Below are 16981 nucleotides of genomic sequence, written 5' to 3' on the forward strand. Positions count from 1 at the left end.
CACCCGCACACTGGTACACGTGAACCTGTCTGACAGCTGGACACCCGGACAGCAGCCGATCGAACGACGATCCGCTGCCGAAGGCGTCTTCCATGCACTCCGCCTAGCCATTGAAGCCCAGGAAATCCCGCTCGGGAGCAAACTGGGTTCCGAAGCAGCGCTCGCCGCCGACTACCGGGTCAGCCGCTCGGTGATCCGCGAAGCACTGCGCTCCTGCGCGGCCCTGGGCCTGACCCGCACCGAGACCGGGCGCGGCACCTTTGTTATTTCGCACAGGCCCACCCGCGAATTGAAGCTGGGCAATTTCTCCTCCGACGACCTGCTTGAGGCCCGTCCCCATATCGAGATCCCCGCCGCCACCCTGGCAGCCACCCGGCGCACCACCGAAGACCTGGAGCGCATCAGCGGGCTGCTGGAGCAAATGGACCAGGAAGACGACGCCGCCGCCTGGGTAGAACTGGATGCCGCCTTCCACGCCGCCATCGCCCAGGCCAGCGGCAACTCGGTGTTCACCAAGGTCGTCGCCGACATCCGCGAGGCCATGGCGCGCCAGTCCGAGACCGTGAACCTCGTAGCCAGACGCCGCAGCCCGTCCAAGGACGAGCACCTGGCCATCTTCCGCGCCATTGAAGCCAAGGATCCGCAGGCCGCCACCGCGGCCATGAGCGATCATCTATCTGCAGTACAGCAAGCCGTGTCCACCATCGTCAGGAGCAATAAGTGATCCCCGACCATCCTCAGCCGCAGACCGACCCGCTGGCCAACCCGGTGTTGCCCCAGCATGTGCCACTGGTGGCAGCCACCCGCGGGGAGGCAGTGGAATCCATCCACTACGGCTCGGCAGTGCTGCTGGATGCGCAGGGCCAGGTGCTCGTGAGCTTGGGCGAGCCGCAGGCCGCGTACTACCCACGCTCTGCCCTCAAGCCGCTGTTCGCGGTGGGCATGCTGCGCGCCGGTCTTCAGCTCGATGACCAGCAGCTGGCGCTGGCTTCGGCCAGCCACTCCGGCGCCCCGATCCACCAGCAGGTGGCCAGCTCCACCCTGGCAGCGGCCAACCTGGATGAATCTGCGCTGCGCAACTCCACCGACCTGCCCTACGGCGTGGCCGAACGCGCGGACTACCTGGCCGGAGGCGGCACCGCCACCCAGCTGGCGCAGAACTGCTCGGGCAAGCACGCCGCCCTGGCCGCACTGTGCGAGCTCAGGGGCTGGGACACCGCCAACTACCTGCACGACGAGCACCTGCTGCAGCTATTGCAAGACACCGTCCAAGAACTCACCGGCGAGCAAATCAGCGGCGTGAGCACCGACGGCTGCGGCACCCCGGTCTACCTGATCAGCCTGCTGGGCCTGGCCCGTGGCTTCGCCCGCCTGTCCGCCGCTGAACCCGGCACCCCGGAGGCCCGCGTGGCCGCGGCAATGTCCCGCTACCCGGAACTGGTGGCAGGCGTTGGCCGCGATGTCACCGCCCTGATGCGCGCCATTCCCGGTGCCGTAGCGAAGGACGGCTTCGAGGGCATCCAGGCCGTGGGCCTGCCCGACGGCAGCGCCCTGGCCGTGAAAATTGCCGATGGCTCGGACCGGGCGCGCATGCCGATCACCGCCAAGCTGCTGGCCGAGCACCTCGGCGATGCAGCCGGCGCGGCCCTGGCCGAACTGGCCAGCTCCCCTGCCTTGGGCGGCGGCGTCCAGGTGGGCGTTCTGTCCGCCCTCTAGATTCCACTTTCCCGAACAACTACCTTTTTGGAGATACATCCACCATGCCTGAAACCTTGCTCAGCGGCGAAACGCGTAGCGAGCATGATCTGATTGGCGACCTTGACATCCCTGTGGAGGCCTATTGGGGCGTGCACACCCTGCGCGCCAAGAACAACTTCGACATCACCGGCGCCACCCTGGCCGGCAACCCGCACCTGATCCGCGCACTGGCGCGCGTGAAGCAGGCCGCGGCCCGGGCCAACCACGAGCTGGGACTGCTGGATGCCGACCGCGCCCGCGCCATCGACCAGGCCTGCGAGTCCATCGCCCAGGGTTCGCTGCACGACCAATTCATCCTGGACCCGATCCAGGGCGGCGCAGGCACCAGCACCAATATGAACGCCAACGAGGTCATCGCCAACCTGGCACTGGAAATCCTCGGCCATGAAAAGGGCGAGTACCAGTACCTGCACCCGAACGACCACGTCAACCTGTCGCAGTCCACCAACGACGCCTACCCGACAGCGGTGAACATTGCCACCCACTTCGCCACCCAGCCGCTGCTGGCAGCTATCGAGGTGCTCCAGGCTTCCTGCAATGCCAAGGCCGACCAGTTCCGCACCGTGGTGAAAATGGGCCGCACCCAGCTGCAGGACGCCGTGCCGATGACCGTGGGCCAGGAGTTTCGCGGCTGGGCCGTGACCCTGGGCGAGGACCGGGCCCGCTTGGCCGAGTCGCTGTCGCTGGTCACCGAGATCAACCTCGGTGCCACCGCCATCGGCACCGGGCTGAACGCGCCGGCCGGCTACGCCGAAGCCGCCTGCCGCCACCTGCGCGAGCTGACCGGTCTGCCGCTGACCACCAGCCCGGATCTGATCGAGGCCACCTCCGATGTAGGCGCCTTCGTGCACCTCTCCGGCGTGCTCAAGCGCGTGGCGCTGAAGATCTCCAAGATCTGCAACGATTTGCGCCTCTTGTCCTCCGGTCCGCGTGCGGGCCTGAACGACATCCAGCTGCCAGCGGTGCAGTCCGGCTCCTCGATCATGCCCGGCAAGGTCAACCCGGTGATCCCGGAAGTTGTCAACCAGATCGCGTACCAGGTGGTCGGCCATGACTTGACCGTGACCATGGCAGCCGAAGGCGGCCAGCTGCAGCTGAACGCCTTCGAGCCGGTCATCGCCCATTCCATCGGCCTGTCGCTCAAGCACCTGACCAACGGCTGCCTGACCCTGGCTGAAAAGTGCATCGACGGCATCACCGTCGACGAGCAGGCGCTGCGCCGCGAGGTGGAGAACTCCATCGGACTGGTGACCGCGCTGAATCCGCGCTTGGGCTACGCGGCCTCTACCTCGGTGGCTCTGGAAGCGCTGCACACCGGACGCGGCGTGGCCGAGCTGGTGCTCGAACGCGGACTGCTCTCCGCACAAGATCTCAACGAGCTGCTCTCCCCCGAGCGCCTCGCCAACCTCTCCGACTAGACGCAAGGATCCCGATGGATAATTCCACCCCGTACGCCACGGCGGCGCACGTCCCCGATGCCGCGCTGACGGCCGGCGACAACGATTACCACAAGGGCCTGTCCTCCCGGCAGATGCAGATGATTGCCATTGGCGACGCCATCGGCACTGGCCTGTTCATGGGCGCCGGAGGCCGCTTGGCCTAGGCTGGACCGGGCATTGTCATCAGCTACGCGGTCTGCGGCTTCTTCGCCTTCCTGATCTTGCGGGCGCTGGGAGAATTGGTGATGCACCGGCCATCGACCGGCTCCTTCGTCTCCTATGCCCGCGAGTTCTACGGAGAGAAGGCCGCCTTTGCCACCGGCTGGCTGTACTGGCTGAACTGGGTGATGACCGCGATCGTGGACATCACCGCAGTGGCGCTGTACATGGGCTTCTTCGGCAAGTACGTGGGGTGGATCAGCTCGGTGCCGCAGTGGCTCTGGGCATTGCTGGCACTGGCATTGGTGCTGACCATGAACCTGATTTCGGTTAAGGCCTTCGGCGAAATGGAGTTCTGGTTCGCGCTGATCAAGGTAGTGGCACTAGTCGCATTCTTGGTCGTCGGCTGCTACTTCGTCATCTTCGGCACCCCGCTGGAAGGCCAGGATGTCGGGTTCTCCCTGCTGGCCTCCAATGGCGGGCTGCTGCCCAATGGCCTGCTGCCGGTACTGGTGCTAATGCAGGGCGTGGTCTTCTCCTACGCCTCCATCGAGCTGATCGGCACCGCCGCCGGCGAAACGGCGAATCCCGAGAAGGTCATGCCCAAGGCGATCAATACCGTGATCATCCGCATTGCCGTGTTCTACGTCGGTTCGCTGGTGCTGCTCTCCCTGCTGCTGCCCTACACGGCCTACAGCTCCGGCGAGTCACCCTTCGTGACCTTCTTCGGATCCATCGGCGTGCAGGGCATGGACGTGGTGATGAACCTGGTGGTGCTCACCGCGGCACTGTCCTCGCTGAACGCCGGTCTCTACTCCACCGGGCGCATCATGCGCTCCATGTCGCTGAACGGGTCGGCCCCTAAATTCGCCGGACGCATGAACCGGGCCGGCGTTCCCTACGGCGGCATCGTGATCACCGCTGTGGTCGCAGTGTTCGGCGTGGTGCTCAACGCCGTGGTGCCGGCGGCGGCCTTCGAGATCGTGCTGAATTTCGCCGCCGTCGGCATCATCGCTTCGTGGGCCATGATCGTGCTGTGCCAGATGGCGCTGGTGAAATCCGCCAAGCGCGGCGAGCAGGAACGCCCCGGCTTCCGCATGCCGCTGGCCCCGGTCTCCGGCTGGGTCACCCTGGGGTTCCTGGCCCTGGTACTGGTGATGATGGCCTTCGACAACCCCATCGGCACCTGGACCATCGCTTCGCTGGCCATCATCATTCCGCTGATCATCGGCGGCTGGTACCTGTGCCGCGGAAGAATCAACGAGATTGCCGCGGCCCGGCTGCGCAACGAGCAGTCGGCGAACCAGCACTAGTCTGAGCCGCACGGTTCTTGACTAGCTACCGGCCCGGGAAGCAGCTAACCGCTGCTTGCCGGGCCGGCTTCGTTGGCGGCTCCGGACTACGAGGCCGGCTTGACGCTGAGCAGGATCCCGCGGACCAGCGCATACTGCGAGCTGTCCATGAACTGCTGCGCCTGTTCTTGTGTCGGATCGTCATTGACCCCGTAATCTTCCATGTAGTCCTCTTCGACCCACATCATCGGAGACTGCTCGCCGACCTTGAAGAAATTCAGGTCCGGATTCTCGTTGCGCTGCTCGAGCATCTGGTCATCGGCCAGGGCAATGTCGAATCCGCTGTCCTTCTCGCCATCTTCCTGGCTGGTGGATTCCCAGAACTCGGCGATGAAGCTGGTGGGGTGGAAGCCCGTGCCGGCTCCGGGATCCGGCAATTCGGTGCGCTCAAGCAGCTCCCGCTGGTACAGGGACATGTCGCCGTCCGGGGAAGTTGCTGTCGTCGGGATCAAGGTCAGCACATGCTTGCCATCGGCGTCCTTGATTTCCCATTCGTCCCATTCGGTGCATTCGCCCTCGCAATCCTCACCGGCCGCGCTCCACCCTTGGGGAGTCTTGAATTCGATGCCATGGATCTGCTGGACCTTGCTTAGTTCAGCTGGCTTCGCGTTCTCCGAGGCCGACGCGGTAGGCTCCGGGGCCGAGCTGGGGGCCGGGGTTGGCTCCATCGAGTCATCTGCTGGTTGAGAGGCTGCAGCGGTACCTTGGGTGCTGCCATCCGGTGACGGGGCAGGCTGGTCACCAGCCGTGCACGAAGCCAGCAGGAGCGCTGAGGCCGATAGCAGCGACAACGCGCCAAGCCGGGTACGGTTGCGGTTGCGGTTGCGGTTGCGGTTGCGGTTGCGGTTCATGATTATCAACTTCCTCGTTGAAGACGTGGCGATGCCCTCGGAGCATCTTGCTTTCCCCATGAGCCAATCCTCCACGCTCTGCCTTGGATTTGCGATAGCGAGCGCGTCACGCCTTGATGACAAATGTTCCCCATCTTGCCATTGGGCACGCGTAATTTTCGCAAAGCAGTAGTGCCAAGCAGCGAACAGTGGCAAGATATGTGAAGTGGAACACTCTAAGCATTCATTTCATAATTTAGATTCGTATATTGGCCTGAGTCGGCTCAGCGGCCTGGCGCTCTCACCCGACGGCACGAAACTCGTCACCACCCTCAGCACCCTTTCCGAGGATGAGACGAAGTACGAAAGCGCGCTCTGGTCCTTGGATCCCAAGGCAGGAGCCCCAGCACGCAGGTTGACCTTCGGCGAAAACGGCGAATCCCAGCCCCAGTTCACCGCCAACGGCGACCTCATGTTCGTGGCCAAGCGCTCCTCCGAGGAGGACGCCAAGGCTGAAGGATGGATCTTGCCGGTCGCCGGCGGCGAGGCCCGCCCGGTGATCTCCCACCCTGCCGGTGTGCAGTCCTTGAGCCTCTGCGCCCATGCTGCAGATACCGTCGTGCTGCGCACCGCGGCGCATAGCCGGGCCAAGGATCTGGAAGCCGAAGCCAAGCTGCGCACCGGCCGCAAGGACAAGAAGGTCTCTGCCATCTTGCACACCGGCTACCCGGTTCGCTACTGGGACCATGATTTGGGCCCCTCCACCCCGCATTTCTATGTTGGCTCCCTGCCAGCGTTGCAAGATACCGGCAAAACGCAGCTCACCGATCTGACCCCGGGCATCGGAGCGAACCTGCAGGAAACCGCCCACGATGCGGCCTCCAATGGTGATTTCCTGATCACCGAGTGGCTGGTCAGCGAAGGCCGAGCTTCGATGGCCACTGGCCTGATGCGCATTGATTTGCACTCTGGCGCCCAGGAAATGCTGTTGTCACCGGATGGCACCTTCGAATACACGATGGGCAAGATCAGCCCGGATTCCACCCACCTGGCTTACGGCCGCTGGCACCGCTCAACGGCCGAAACCGCCCCGGTCTTCGAGCTGTGGCTGATGGATCTGGCCGACGGCTCCACCCACCAGATCGCGGCCGGCTGGGACCGCTGGGTCAATGACATCCAGTGGGTGCCCAACGGCCGTTCCCTGCTGCTGACCGCCGATGACCAGGGGCACAGCCCGATCTTCCAGCTGAGCCTGTACAACGACAAGATCACCCGGCTCACTGATCAGGGTTCCTTCACCAATGTAGTGATCAGCCACGATTCACGCACCGCCTACGCGCTGCGCTCCAGCTATCTGTACCCTGCTGAGCCGGTGGCCATCGACCTGACGCACACCCAGGATCTGGAAGCAGGAGAATTCGCGCCGCTGCTTGAACTGCGCTCCCCTGCGCCGCGCCCGGCTCTGCCCGGCACGCTCACTGAAGTCGCCACCACCGCCGAGGACGGCTCAACCGTGCGCGCGTGGCTGGCATTGCCCGAATCCGCTTCTGCCGCCAATCAGGCGCCGCTGCTGCTGTGGATCCACGGCGGCCCGCTGGGTTCGTGGAATGCCTGGAGCTGGCGCTGGAGCCCGTGGCTGCTGGTGGCCCAGGGCTACGCGGTGCTGCTGCCTGATCCAGCCCTGTCTACCGGCTACGGCCAGGACTTCATCCAGCGCGGCTGGGGCCGCTGGGGCCAAGAGCCCTACACCGATCTGCTGGCCATCACCGATGCCGCCGAAGCCCGCGATGACATCGATGAAACCCGCACCGCGGCCATGGGCGGCTCCTTCGGCGGATACATGGCCAACTGGGTGGCCGGGCACACCAACCGCTTCAAGGCCATCGTCACCCACGCCAGCTTGTGGGCGTTGGAAGGCTTCGGCAAGACCACTGACGCGGCTTTCTACTGGACCCGGGAAATGAGCCCGGAAATGCGCGAGCTGAACTCGCCGCACCATTCGGTAGGCAATATCACCACCCCGATGCTGGTCATCCACGGCGACAAGGACTACCGCGTGCCGATCGGCGAAGGGCTGCGCCTGTGGTACGAATTGCTGGCCGATTCCGGGCTGCCGCAGAAGGAAGATGGCAGCACCGAGCACCAGTTCTTGTACTTCCCGGATGAGAACCACTGGATCCTCACCCCGCAGCACGCGAAGATCTGGTACCAGGTCGTCACCGAGTTCCTCTCGCAGAAGGTCCTGGGCAACGCACCTAACGAGCTGCCCGAATTGCTCGGGTAGCCGGATCTAGGCCAGCTTCACCGGTGCCGGCGCATCACCGCCGGCACCGCGGCTGGCCACCACCAGTGCCTTGGCGCGGCGTGCAACATCGGCGTCGCGCTCCCCGAGCAGTTCCACCAGCTGCGCCAGATGCGCGGTTCGCCGTTCATAGCCCGGCGACAGCCGCTGGCCCAAAGTCATCGTGGACAGTTCCTCTGCCTCGCGCCAGGCCATCATCAGCGCACGTTCGAACAGACGCTGGCCGGCCTCATCGGCACGGCCCGAGCTACTCGCACCGAGCACCGCGACCGCGTTGATCTGCGTTTCCTCCAGTCCCAACGCCAGCTGTTCCAGCTTGCGGCGCGAGCGCTGCACGGAGCGCGATCCGCGGGAGAACCGGCTGAACCTGGTGGTTGCACCCAGCAGGTACTGCACCACCTGAACCAGGTTGAGCACGCTGAAGAACAGCATGAACACGAGCATCCAGTACAGCAGACTCACGTTGTAATCCGGCTTTTCATAGCCGGCGCGCTTGAGCACCACCGCGAAATCCTCGGCCGCATTGGCCGCTTCCATGGCCGGGTACTTCGATTCGTGGATGCTTCCGTAGTCCCAGCCGCTGGTCGAGCCCCAGGAAGCTTCACCGCTGATCACGGCCCCGGAAATCAACCCCGGCATGATGCCGTCGCCCGCATCAGTGATCAGCAGCGGAATAATGGTCAGATCCCCATCCAGCTCACCACTGGCAGGATCCTGCCGATCCGGGTATTCGTCCTTGATCCGCCAGATCGCCTCGCGCACGCTTTGCGGCGTGGAATCGCGGTACTCGCTGCCTTCAATGCGGGTGAATTCCAAATAGGACTCGGCGTCACGCACCGCAATGAGCAAGTCCTGGCGTTCGGCGAAGTCCTCATGCATGTACCTGCGGATCTCTGATTCATCGACCAGCTTCGCCTTGTCATCGATCTGCAGCACCATCCCTTGGCCGCTGCCCTCATAGGTGGCCTTGGGAGCCTGGGGCAGGCTGGCGACTACCAGCCCTGCGCAAATCAGGCTGGCAACCAGCAGCCCTGCCAGCAGGCCGTACTTGACCAGGCGGCTGGTTCCGCGCACCAGCTCCTTGTGGTGTGCGGGCTTGCCGGATTTCTTCGGCTTCGGCGCTGACTCCTGACGATCGCTGTCCAAGGTGTCGCCCAGGATTGCGCGGGTCATCGAGTTGGCCACGCGCAGCCGATGCAGCGCGCCCTTGGCGCTTGCCGCGCCCAGTCCCAAGGTGGCGCGCAAATCATCAAGCGACTCATCCAGTGGTTCCACCGTTGGCCGCTTGCCATGAGGATAGTGGCGCAAACGGCCGATAATCCTGTGGGCTGCCTGTGCCAATTCTTTCTCCGCAGCGGCCCAGCGCTGCACCGCCACGCTGTGCTGGGCGTTGCCGCGTGCGGCCTGCAGCAGCGAACCCAGCGCATCGCGCAGCTGCTCAATGTCGGTGCCGCGGACCATCTGGCCTGGAGCGTTCTCCAAGCGGATCAGCAGCTTGGTGGCCGCATCGTTGATGGGCGTACTGAGCTTGTCGAATACCGAACCGGTTCCGGCCAGGTCTGCGTGAACCGAGCCTGCACCCATGAGGCTGTCGGCCAGGCTGGTCAGCTTGCGAGCATCGGTTTCGAATTCGCTCAGCAGGATGTTCGTGGTCTGATCGAGGCAATTCTTGCGATCGAACACTGAACTGACCACAGCATCCTCGCGCCGGGCGAGGGAGAGCGAAAGCTGCTGAAGCTGCGACCAGGCTTTGGTGAAGCCTTGGGGACGGCGGGATTCCGCGGTGGCGTAGTAGGTGGCTTCCAGCGCTTCGAGGTCCAGCACTACGCGCGCCAGCTTGCGCTGCGCGGCAGCTAACCGGCGATGGCGCGAGGACCAGCGTCGCCGGAAGGACAGCGAGCGAGCGAAGAAGGCCGCGGTGATCATTGCGCTCGCGCCCACCACGGTGAACCAGAAGAGCATGCTGCGCGGTGTCGTATCACCGGTGGCCACCGCCGCGGTATGCGCTGCGGCGATCACGGCCTTGGGCCCGTGGCCCACCGAGACGTTCTTGGTGAAGGACCCGGCGATGTCGTAGCTTGCGTCGTCGAGTTCTTCCTCGCTGCCCATCAGCCGGTAATCCACCCCGGCACCGTCGAATCGTTGCTCGGAGAACTGCGGATCATCATAGTCCTGCTCCAGGTTTTCGAGCTGGGAGCTGAGAATGATGGTATTTTCCGGAACTTCGCCGCGCAGCAGTTCATCGCCGGTGAGCCAGCGGTCGGTCAGCACCAGAGTCAGCGGTATCGAGGAGCGGACGGGATGGCCTGCCAGCTGCGCATCAACGGTCCCCTGGCTGATGTTGTAGTCCTGCTCGCCTTCCACGATGATCCGTACTTCGTGTTCCAGCGGCTTATTCGCCGCGGCGATGGACAGGCCGGCTTGGATGCCGAACAGCGCGGTGAGCACCGCCATGATGATCGCGGCCACCCCAGACCAATGCCATGGACGGCGCAAGCGGCGGCCCATGGAGTCATGCAGCATTCTTGTTGGCATCAGCGGCTACCGCCCTTGCCTGCCAAGCCGATGAGCAGCCCCAAGCCGTCTTCGCCTTCGGGCGATTCGAAAAGATGCGTGCTCTTGGCGCGGTGTTCGCCCTTCACACTTCCTTTGCGCAGTTCGCCTCGTGCCTCCTTGCAGACTTGGTCGAGTTCTTCACGCAGCGGCCACAGTTTCTCCAAAACCGCTAGTGATTCCCGCATTCCAGCGCCGCGCTGTTCCACCTCTCGGCGCAGCTGCCGCAGGGCATCGGTATGGGTGATGATCACGGTGCGCACCGCGGGCGCGCAGTGAGAATCACTGGCTCCTGGCAGGTCCAGGAACAGTGCCAGCTCTTCCACCTTGGCAGTGTGCGCCCCGAAGATTCCCCGCCAGGTATCCCGGTTCTTCGCCGGAGTGCCGGCTAGTTCAGTGCACAGTATGATGGCGCTGCCCAGCTGTGATAGTTCCTGCTCGCGGGCGCGCAGCTCATTCAGCTCTCGCTCGGATGGGTTCTGTGATTCGGCCGTTGGAGGCAGGGCCAGAACCTGGGTGCGCCGCTCCTGGATTCCGGCGAAGATGGCGCTGGTGGTGCGGGTAGAGGGCAAGCCCGGGTCCGGCACATGCCGGCGGGCCAGGAAGTTGCGGCCGCGGTGGATTTTCGAAACAAGCACTTCGGCTTCTTTGGCCCGCCGCGCCACCTGCACGCCCTTGGCCTTGCGCTTCTTAGCCAGCAGCGCCCAGATGATTCCAACGATCGCCAACAGTGCGAGCACGCCCAGGGCGATGAGCTTAACCAAGGTCTTATCGGCAGGAGCTTGCAGCTGCTTGGTGGCATCCAGCGCTACTGCGATGGTGCCTTCGGTGTAGTCCCCGGCCGCGAATTCAGCTGCGCCGGCCTCCATGACCGCGTCCCGGCCGCCAGGCTGGGTTTCGCTCACGTCGCGTCCCGGGTCAACGTAGACCTGGACCGGATCTCCGCTCGTCTCCGGCAGCATCACGCCAATGGCAATCCAGCCCTTGCCGACGTAGCCCAGCTCCTTGCCGTTCTCCAGCCAGTCATCGGCCATCGCGTCGCTGTCTCCGAACAACAGCATGCCGCGCACCAGCTGGGCCGCGCCCTTCAGGTTGTTCGGTTCCTGATCCACTCCGAGCAGGATCTTTGCGTTCTGCCCGGCGACAGCTTCACGGACCGCATCCATGATTTGTTCTTGGTCCACGTTATCCAGTGCCGCATCGGTGACTGCCAGATAGAACTGTCCTTCCTGGGACGTGACACTCGGGATCAGCACGCTGCCTTCATCCTCGGAGTCCTGCGCAGGCGGCGCCGAGGGGTAGACCGGCTCGGTGGTTTCGCCAGCGGCTTGGGCAGGAAAGCTCAGTGCGTTCAATCCAGCCATCAGCAGCAGCGCGCCCAAGCAGGCGCAGATGATCCTTGTTGCAGAAATCTTGCCAGGGCTGGTGGTGCGGTCCATGAGTTCCATGGTATCAACACGAGATTGACTAACTTAGTTCCCCGGGCAGGGTCCTGCCGCTATCCGGGCAGTGGTCCGAATGCTGCGCCCAGATGCCCCAGTTTCTGGGGGTTGGCGATCAGCAAGATGCGTGTGGCCGCTCCTGCCGCCATGTCCACGGTGAGCAGGTCCGTGCGTCCTTCGCGTTCCATCAGCAGCGCCGGGGCGCCGTTGACCTGTCCCAAACTGACGTTGCCTACCGGGTTCTTGCGCTGCACGCCAATCAGGAACCGGGCCACGCGGTCGGCACCGGAAACCGGATTCAGGGCGGCGCGCACCTGCCCGCCGCCATCGGAGTGAAGGACGACCTGTGCATCGAGCAAGGCGACCAGCTCGGGGACATCTGCGCGTTCAATGGCCTGCACGATGCGGGCCAGCAGGCCTTTGACCTCGGCTTCCTCACGTTGCGGGGCTTGGGCTCGGCCCAGTTTCCGCGCGGCGCGGCTGAGCATCTGGCGCACCGCGGCCGGCTTCACCGCCAGCACGTTAGCGATCTGCGACGAGGAATAGCCCAGCCCGTGGTGCAGCACGTAGGCGGCGCGCGCCGGTGCGGAGAGTTCTTCGAGCAAGAAGAGCACTCCCAATCGCAGCATCGATTCGTTGGCCACCGCGTCCTCGGGCAGCAGTGCCTGGTCTACCGGCTCGGGCAGCCAAGTGCCGACGTATTCGGTGCGCTGCTGCTGCACCGAGCGCAGCGCATCGATGGCCCGGCGTGTGGTCAGTGCCCGCAGATATCCTTCCCAACGGCGCACGCCAGTAGCCGTGGCAGGATCCATGGACAGGATCTGCTCGCCGACGGCGCTGACCACGTCTTCGGCCTGCGCCCACTGCCCGAGCATGCTGTAGGCCAGCGCGGTCAGTTGACCGCGCTGGGCATGCCACTGCTCCACCCCGGGCGATGGAGCTGCTTCCGGCATTAGCCGCGCACAGGTGGCTCGAGCTGCGTGGTGATGGCGATGCGGTTCCAGACATTGATGGTGGCGATGGCCAAGATCAGGTTGCCCACTTCTTCTTCGCTGAATTCTTCTGCGGCGGCATTGAAGACCTCATCACTGACGCCTTGCAGCGGATCCAGCCGGGTTACTGCGTCGGTCAATCGCAGGGCAGCGCGTTCGGCAGCGCTGAACAGCGGGGAATCGTTATAGGCAGCCACCGCGAAGAGCTTCGCTGCCGGCATGCCCATTTCCAATGCGTCGTGCGAATGCATGTCGGTGCAGAAGGAGCATCCGTTCAGGATCGAGGCACGCAGCTTGACCAGTTCGTAGAGTTCCTTGGGCAACGATCCGCTGGCGTAGCCTTCCAATCCCAGCACTGCGGCGTAGCCCTTCTTATGGGTCTTGCTCAAATTCATGCGCATGGCATGGCTCCAATCCGTCGTGGTGTCCAGGCAATCTCATGCCCTTCAAAAGTACGTCGGATTCCGAGCTTGAACTGTGACACCCCGAGGAAAACTTTTTCAGGAGTTTTCCCCGGGGTGTCATTTTCAGGCGTTTAGTCCAGCAACAGGGCTGGTTCCTGCAGGATCGAGGCGACATCGGCCATGAAGCGGGCCGAGAGGTCCCCGTCCACCACGCGGTGGTCGAAGGAGCCGCCCAGGGTGGTGATCCAGCGCGGGACCACGTCCCCATCCACAACCCATGGCTTCTGGCGGATGGTGCCGAAGGCAACGATCGCGACCTCGCCCGGGTTGATGATCGGGGTGCCGGTATCGATGCCCAGCGCACCGATGTTGGTGATGCTCAGCGAACCATCGCGCATGTCCTCAGGACGGGTCTTGCCGGCACGAGCGGTGGTCGCCAGCTCGTTCAGGGCAATGGCCAGTTCCTTCATGCTCAGGTTCTGGGCATCCTTGATATTCGGCACCAGCAGGCCGCGCGGGGTGGCTGCGGCAATGCCCAGGTTCATGAAGCGCTTCTGGTGGATCTCCGCGCCATTCTCGGTCTCCACCCAGCTGGCGTTGACCGATGGGTTGCGCGCGGCAGCCCAGATGACCGCGCGTGCCAGCACCAGCAATGGCGAGACCTTGATGCCCTCGAAATCGCGGGACTTCTTCAAGCGCTGCACGTATTCCATCGTGCGGCTGGCATCCACGTCCACGAAGATCGAGACATGCGGTGCGGTGAATGCCGACTCCACCATGGCTTTCGCGGTGGCCTTGCGCACCCCGCGCACCGGTGTGCGCTCGATGCGGGCATCGGCCAGCTGGCCATGGGCCCAGTAGGTTGGCGCCGCGGCGTGCTCGGCTTCGCGCTGGGCCTGGTAGCTGTTGATATCCTCACGGGTGATTTCGCCCTGGCTGCCGGTACCGACGACATCATTGATATCGATGCTCAGGTCCTTGGCCAGGCGGCGTACCGGCGGCTTGGCCAGCACGCGGTCAACAAAGTTCGCGACCGCCGGCTTGCGGCGGTCCACCTCGCGGGTGACCGCGTTGCCCAGCGACTGCGCACGGCGGGTGATGTTCTCCGCCAGGGCCGAACCCGAGGCGCGTACTGCTGCCGAGCGCTGTCCGGTGGCCGACGGGGCCGGACGGCTGGTGCGTACCCGGCGTACCGAGGAGTCGGCGGTCGGACCCGAACCGACCAGCGGGCCAGGTTCTTCCGAGGCCTGCGGCGCGGCCGTGCTCAAGGCTTCGGCTACTTCGGGCACACCGGTTGGAGGGGCGGCGTTGCCCTCTTCGTCGATGGTGATCAGCGGGTTGTCCACCAGCACGGTGTCGCCTTCGGCGGCGTGCAGTTCGGTGACGACGCCGGCGAAAGGGCAGGGAAGCTCGACCAGGGACTTCGCGGTTTCGATTTCCACGTACACCTGGTTGACCTCGACGGTGTCGCCGACCTTGACCTTCCATGAGGCGATATCCGCTTCGGTCAGGCCTTCACCCACATCGGGGAGATTAAAGACTGTCATTTCTACTCCTTGGCTTCCGCATCAGTACGCGAAGGACCGGTCGAGGGCTTCAAGCAACTTGTCGATATCCGGCAGGTACTGGGACTCCACCTTGGAAATCGGGTATGGCATGTGGAATCCGCCCACGCGCAGCACCGGAGCTTCCAGCGAGAGGAAGGCGCGTTCGGTGATGCGAGCGGCGATTTCGCCGCCCAGGCCGCCAAAGGTCGGGGCTTCATGGGTGACAATCAGCCGGCCGGTCTTCTGCACGGATTCGGTGATGGTGTCGAAGTCGATCGGCGAGAGCGAGCGCAGGTCGATGACCTCGATGGAGCGTCCATCTTCCAGCGCGGCATCGGCGGTAGCCAAGGCGATCGGCACCAGCGGGCCGTAGGCCACGATGGTGGCATCGGTGCCCTGGCGTACTACCTGGGCTTTGAAGGCATCCAGTGCCGGGGTTTCGGTGTCGACCTCGCCCTTGAGCCAGTAGCGGCGCTTGGGTTCGAAGAAGATCACCGGGTCCTGGCAGGTCGCGGCCTGCTGGATCATCCAGTAGGCGTCATGCGCGTTGGATGGGGTGATGATGCGCAGTCCCGCGGTGTGCGCGAATAGCGCTTCCGGGGATTCGGAGTGGTGCTCGATGGAGCCGATGCCGCCGCCGTAGGGGATGCGGATGACTACCGGGGCGGTCAGTCGTCCCTCGGAGCGGGCGTGCATCTTGGCCAGCTGGGTGGTGATCTGGCTGAAGGCAGGGAAGACGAAGCCGTCGAACTGGATCTCCACCAGCGGGTTGTATCCGCGCAGGGCCATGCCCACGGCGGTGCCCACGATTCCGGCTTCGCCCAGCGGGGAGTCGATGACGCGGTGCTCGCCGTACTTTGCCATCAATCCGTCGGTGATGCGGTAGACGCCGCCGAGGCGTCCGATGTCTTCGCCCATCAGCAACGACTTGTCGTTGGATTCCAGCACCTTGTCCAGGCCGCTGGTAATGGCCTTGGCCAGAGTCATTGTGGTGGTCATTTAGTGCTCTCCCTCGGCCGCGTCGGCAAATCCTGCTTCGTATTCCAGATGCCAGGCCAGTTCTTCCTGGATCAGTGGATGCGCTTCGGCGTAGACCTGTTCAAAGGACTTGGCCAGCGGTGGGACAGGGAATGCCATGGCGTCTTCGCGGACCTTGGCGGCCATTGCGTTGGCGTCGGCGGAGAGCTGCTCGAAGAAGGCGTCGTCGACGAGGTTGTTTTCGCGCAGGTAGGTTTCGAGGCGGATCAGCGGATCCTTCGGCGCCCACTGGGCTTCTTCTTCGCTCATGCGGTACTTGGTCGGATCATCGGCGGTGGTGTGCGCTCCCAGGCGGTAGGTGACGGCCTCGATGAGCACCGGTCCCTTGCCGCTGCGGGCATGTTCCAGTGCCCAGCGGGTGACTGCCAGGACTGCAAGCACGTCGTTGCCGTCCACGCGGATCCCCGGCATGCCGTAGCCGGCGGCGCGCTTGACCAGCGGCACCTTGGACTGAACTTCGAATGGCACCGAGATGGCCCACTGGTTGTTCTGGCAGAAGTAGACCACCGGTGCGTTGAAGGAGCTGGCGAAGACCATGGACTCATGGGTCTCGCCCTCGGTGGAGGAACCATCGCCGAAGTACGCCACGACGGCGTTGCCTTCCTTGGCACGGCGGGCTTCATCCCAGCCTCGCTGTTCCATGTTCAGCGCCATGCCGTAGCCAGCTGCATGCGGCATTTGGGCGGCGAGCACCATGGTGTACATGTGGAAGTTGTTTTCCCGTGGATCCCAGCCGCCGCCGGAAATGCCGCGGAACAGGCGCAGCATCTCGGAGAACGAGACATCGCGGGTCAGCGCCACGCCATGTTCGCGGTACGTCGGGAAGATGTAGTCGCTTGGACGCGTGGCGCGGCCCGAGCCGATCTGCGCCGCTTCCTGTCCGCGCAGTGGGACCCAGAGGCACAATTGGCCCTGGCGCTGCAGTGCTGTGGCCTCTTGGTCGAATCGACGGGTCAACGCCATGTCGCGGTAGAAACAGCGGAGCATGTCATCGTCAACGTCGCCCAGATACGCATCGTACGTTTCGTGGGACTGACGCTGGCCGTCCGGTGTCAAGATCTGAATCAGATCCGTCTCCGACGCCTGGGTCTCAGCACGCGTCATCTATCATCCTTCGGTCATGAATATGCCCCACGCGGAATACATTCCGCATGGGACATATACG

The 16981-nt window shown here is 64.2% G+C and carries 12 protein-coding genes and 1 pseudogene; 5 read left to right on the plus strand and 8 right to left on the minus strand.

The genetic code is table 11. The features are described from left to right. Positions 1-19 precede the first annotated feature (19 nt). From AARI_RS15260 to AARI_RS15275, 4 genes and pseudogenes are all read left to right on the plus strand, one after another. Positions 20-724: a FadR/GntR family transcriptional regulator gene (locus AARI_RS15260; protein WP_013350170.1), complete on the plus strand. Its 705-nt coding sequence runs from the start codon at positions 20-22 to the stop codon at positions 722-724. Beyond that, positions 721-1716 (plus strand): asparaginase, encoded by a 996-nt coding sequence (locus AARI_RS15265; protein ID WP_013350171.1) that lies wholly within the window; start codon positions 721-723, stop codon positions 1714-1716. Before AARI_RS15260 ends, AARI_RS15265 begins: the two co-directional genes overlap by 4 nt. Before the next feature lie 44 nt (positions 1717-1760). Continuing rightward, positions 1761-3176 (plus strand): aspartate ammonia-lyase, encoded by a 1416-nt coding sequence (locus AARI_RS15270; protein ID WP_013350172.1) that lies wholly within the window; start codon positions 1761-1763, stop codon positions 3174-3176. A gap of 14 nt (positions 3177-3190) precedes the next feature. Beyond that, a pseudogene (locus tag AARI_RS15275) lies at positions 3191-4669 on the plus strand (amino acid permease). An 86-nt stretch (positions 4670-4755) separates the two neighbouring features. Here AARI_RS15275 and AARI_RS15280 read toward each other — a convergent pair. Then, positions 4756-5559: a hypothetical protein gene (locus AARI_RS15280; RefSeq protein WP_013350173.1), complete on the minus strand. Its 804-nt coding sequence runs from the start codon at positions 5557-5559 to the stop codon at positions 4756-4758. A gap of 205 nt (positions 5560-5764) precedes the next feature. On the opposite strand from AARI_RS15280, the gene AARI_RS15285 reads away from it, so the two are divergent. Then, positions 5765-7822 (plus strand): S9 family peptidase, encoded by a 2058-nt coding sequence (locus tag AARI_RS15285; protein WP_013350174.1) that lies wholly within the window; start codon positions 5765-5767, stop codon positions 7820-7822. 6 nt (positions 7823-7828) lie between these two features. On the opposite strand, the gene AARI_RS15290 is transcribed toward AARI_RS15285, so the two are convergent. The 7 genes from AARI_RS15290 to pdhA all read right to left on the minus strand — a co-directional run bounded on the left by AARI_RS15290 (position 7829) and on the right by pdhA (position 16920). Continuing rightward, a complete protein-coding gene (locus AARI_RS15290) occupies positions 7829-10375 on the minus strand; it encodes a hypothetical protein (RefSeq protein WP_157867166.1) in 2547 nt (848 codons plus the stop codon). Beyond that, positions 10375-11832 (minus strand): hypothetical protein, encoded by a 1458-nt coding sequence (locus AARI_RS15295; protein WP_013350176.1) that lies wholly within the window; start codon positions 11830-11832, stop codon positions 10375-10377. The genes AARI_RS15290 and AARI_RS15295 overlap by 1 nt, the downstream gene beginning before the upstream one ends. A 59-nt stretch (positions 11833-11891) precedes the next feature. Beyond that, a complete protein-coding gene (locus tag AARI_RS15300) occupies positions 11892-12788 on the minus strand; it encodes a sigma factor-like helix-turn-helix DNA-binding protein (protein ID WP_013350177.1) in 897 nt (298 codons plus the stop codon). Beyond that, positions 12788-13228 (minus strand): carboxymuconolactone decarboxylase family protein, encoded by a 441-nt coding sequence (locus tag AARI_RS15305; RefSeq protein WP_013350178.1) that lies wholly within the window; start codon positions 13226-13228, stop codon positions 12788-12790. Before AARI_RS15305 ends, AARI_RS15300 begins: the two co-directional genes overlap by 1 nt. Before the next feature lie 134 nt (positions 13229-13362). Further along, positions 13363-14778: a dihydrolipoamide acetyltransferase family protein gene (locus tag AARI_RS15310; protein ID WP_013350179.1), complete on the minus strand. Its 1416-nt coding sequence runs from the start codon at positions 14776-14778 to the stop codon at positions 13363-13365. A gap of 21 nt (positions 14779-14799) precedes the next feature. Further along, entirely contained in the window at positions 14800-15777 is a 978-nt protein-coding gene (locus AARI_RS15315; RefSeq protein WP_013350180.1) for an alpha-ketoacid dehydrogenase subunit beta, read from the minus strand. Continuing rightward, positions 15778-16920, minus strand: coding sequence for a pyruvate dehydrogenase (acetyl-transferring) E1 component subunit alpha (gene pdhA / locus AARI_RS15320; RefSeq protein ID WP_013350181.1), 1143 nt, complete (start codon positions 16918-16920; stop codon positions 15778-15780). Positions 16921-16981 lie beyond the last annotated feature (61 nt).

Source organism: Glutamicibacter arilaitensis Re117, assembly GCF_000197735.1.
GTDB classification, from domain to species: domain Bacteria; phylum Actinomycetota; class Actinomycetes; order Actinomycetales; family Micrococcaceae; genus Glutamicibacter; species Glutamicibacter arilaitensis.

Coding starts and splice junctions, on each gene's coding strand:
- AARI_RS15270 (WP_013350172.1), top strand. CDS start 1,761: ATGCCTGAAACCTTGCTCAGCGGCGAAACGCGTAGCGAGCATGATCTG.
- AARI_RS15280 (WP_013350173.1), bottom strand. CDS start 5,559: ATGAACCGCAACCGCAACCGCAACCGCAACCGCAACCGCAACCGTACC.
- AARI_RS15290 (WP_157867166.1), bottom strand. CDS start 10,375: ATGCCAACAAGAATGCTGCATGACTCCATGGGCCGCCGCTTGCGCCGT.
- AARI_RS15295 (WP_013350176.1), bottom strand. CDS start 11,832: ATGGACCGCACCACCAGCCCTGGCAAGATTTCTGCAACAAGGATCATC.
- AARI_RS15300 (WP_013350177.1), bottom strand. CDS start 12,788: ATGCCGGAAGCAGCTCCATCGCCCGGGGTGGAGCAGTGGCATGCCCAG.
- AARI_RS15305 (WP_013350178.1), bottom strand. CDS start 13,228: ATGCGCATGAATTTGAGCAAGACCCATAAGAAGGGCTACGCCGCAGTG.
- AARI_RS15310 (WP_013350179.1), bottom strand. CDS start 14,778: ATGACAGTCTTTAATCTCCCCGATGTGGGTGAAGGCCTGACCGAAGCG.
- AARI_RS15315 (WP_013350180.1), bottom strand. CDS start 15,777: ATGACCACCACAATGACTCTGGCCAAGGCCATTACCAGCGGCCTGGAC.
- pdhA (WP_013350181.1), bottom strand. CDS start 16,920: ATGACGCGTGCTGAGACCCAGGCGTCGGAGACGGATCTGATTCAGATC.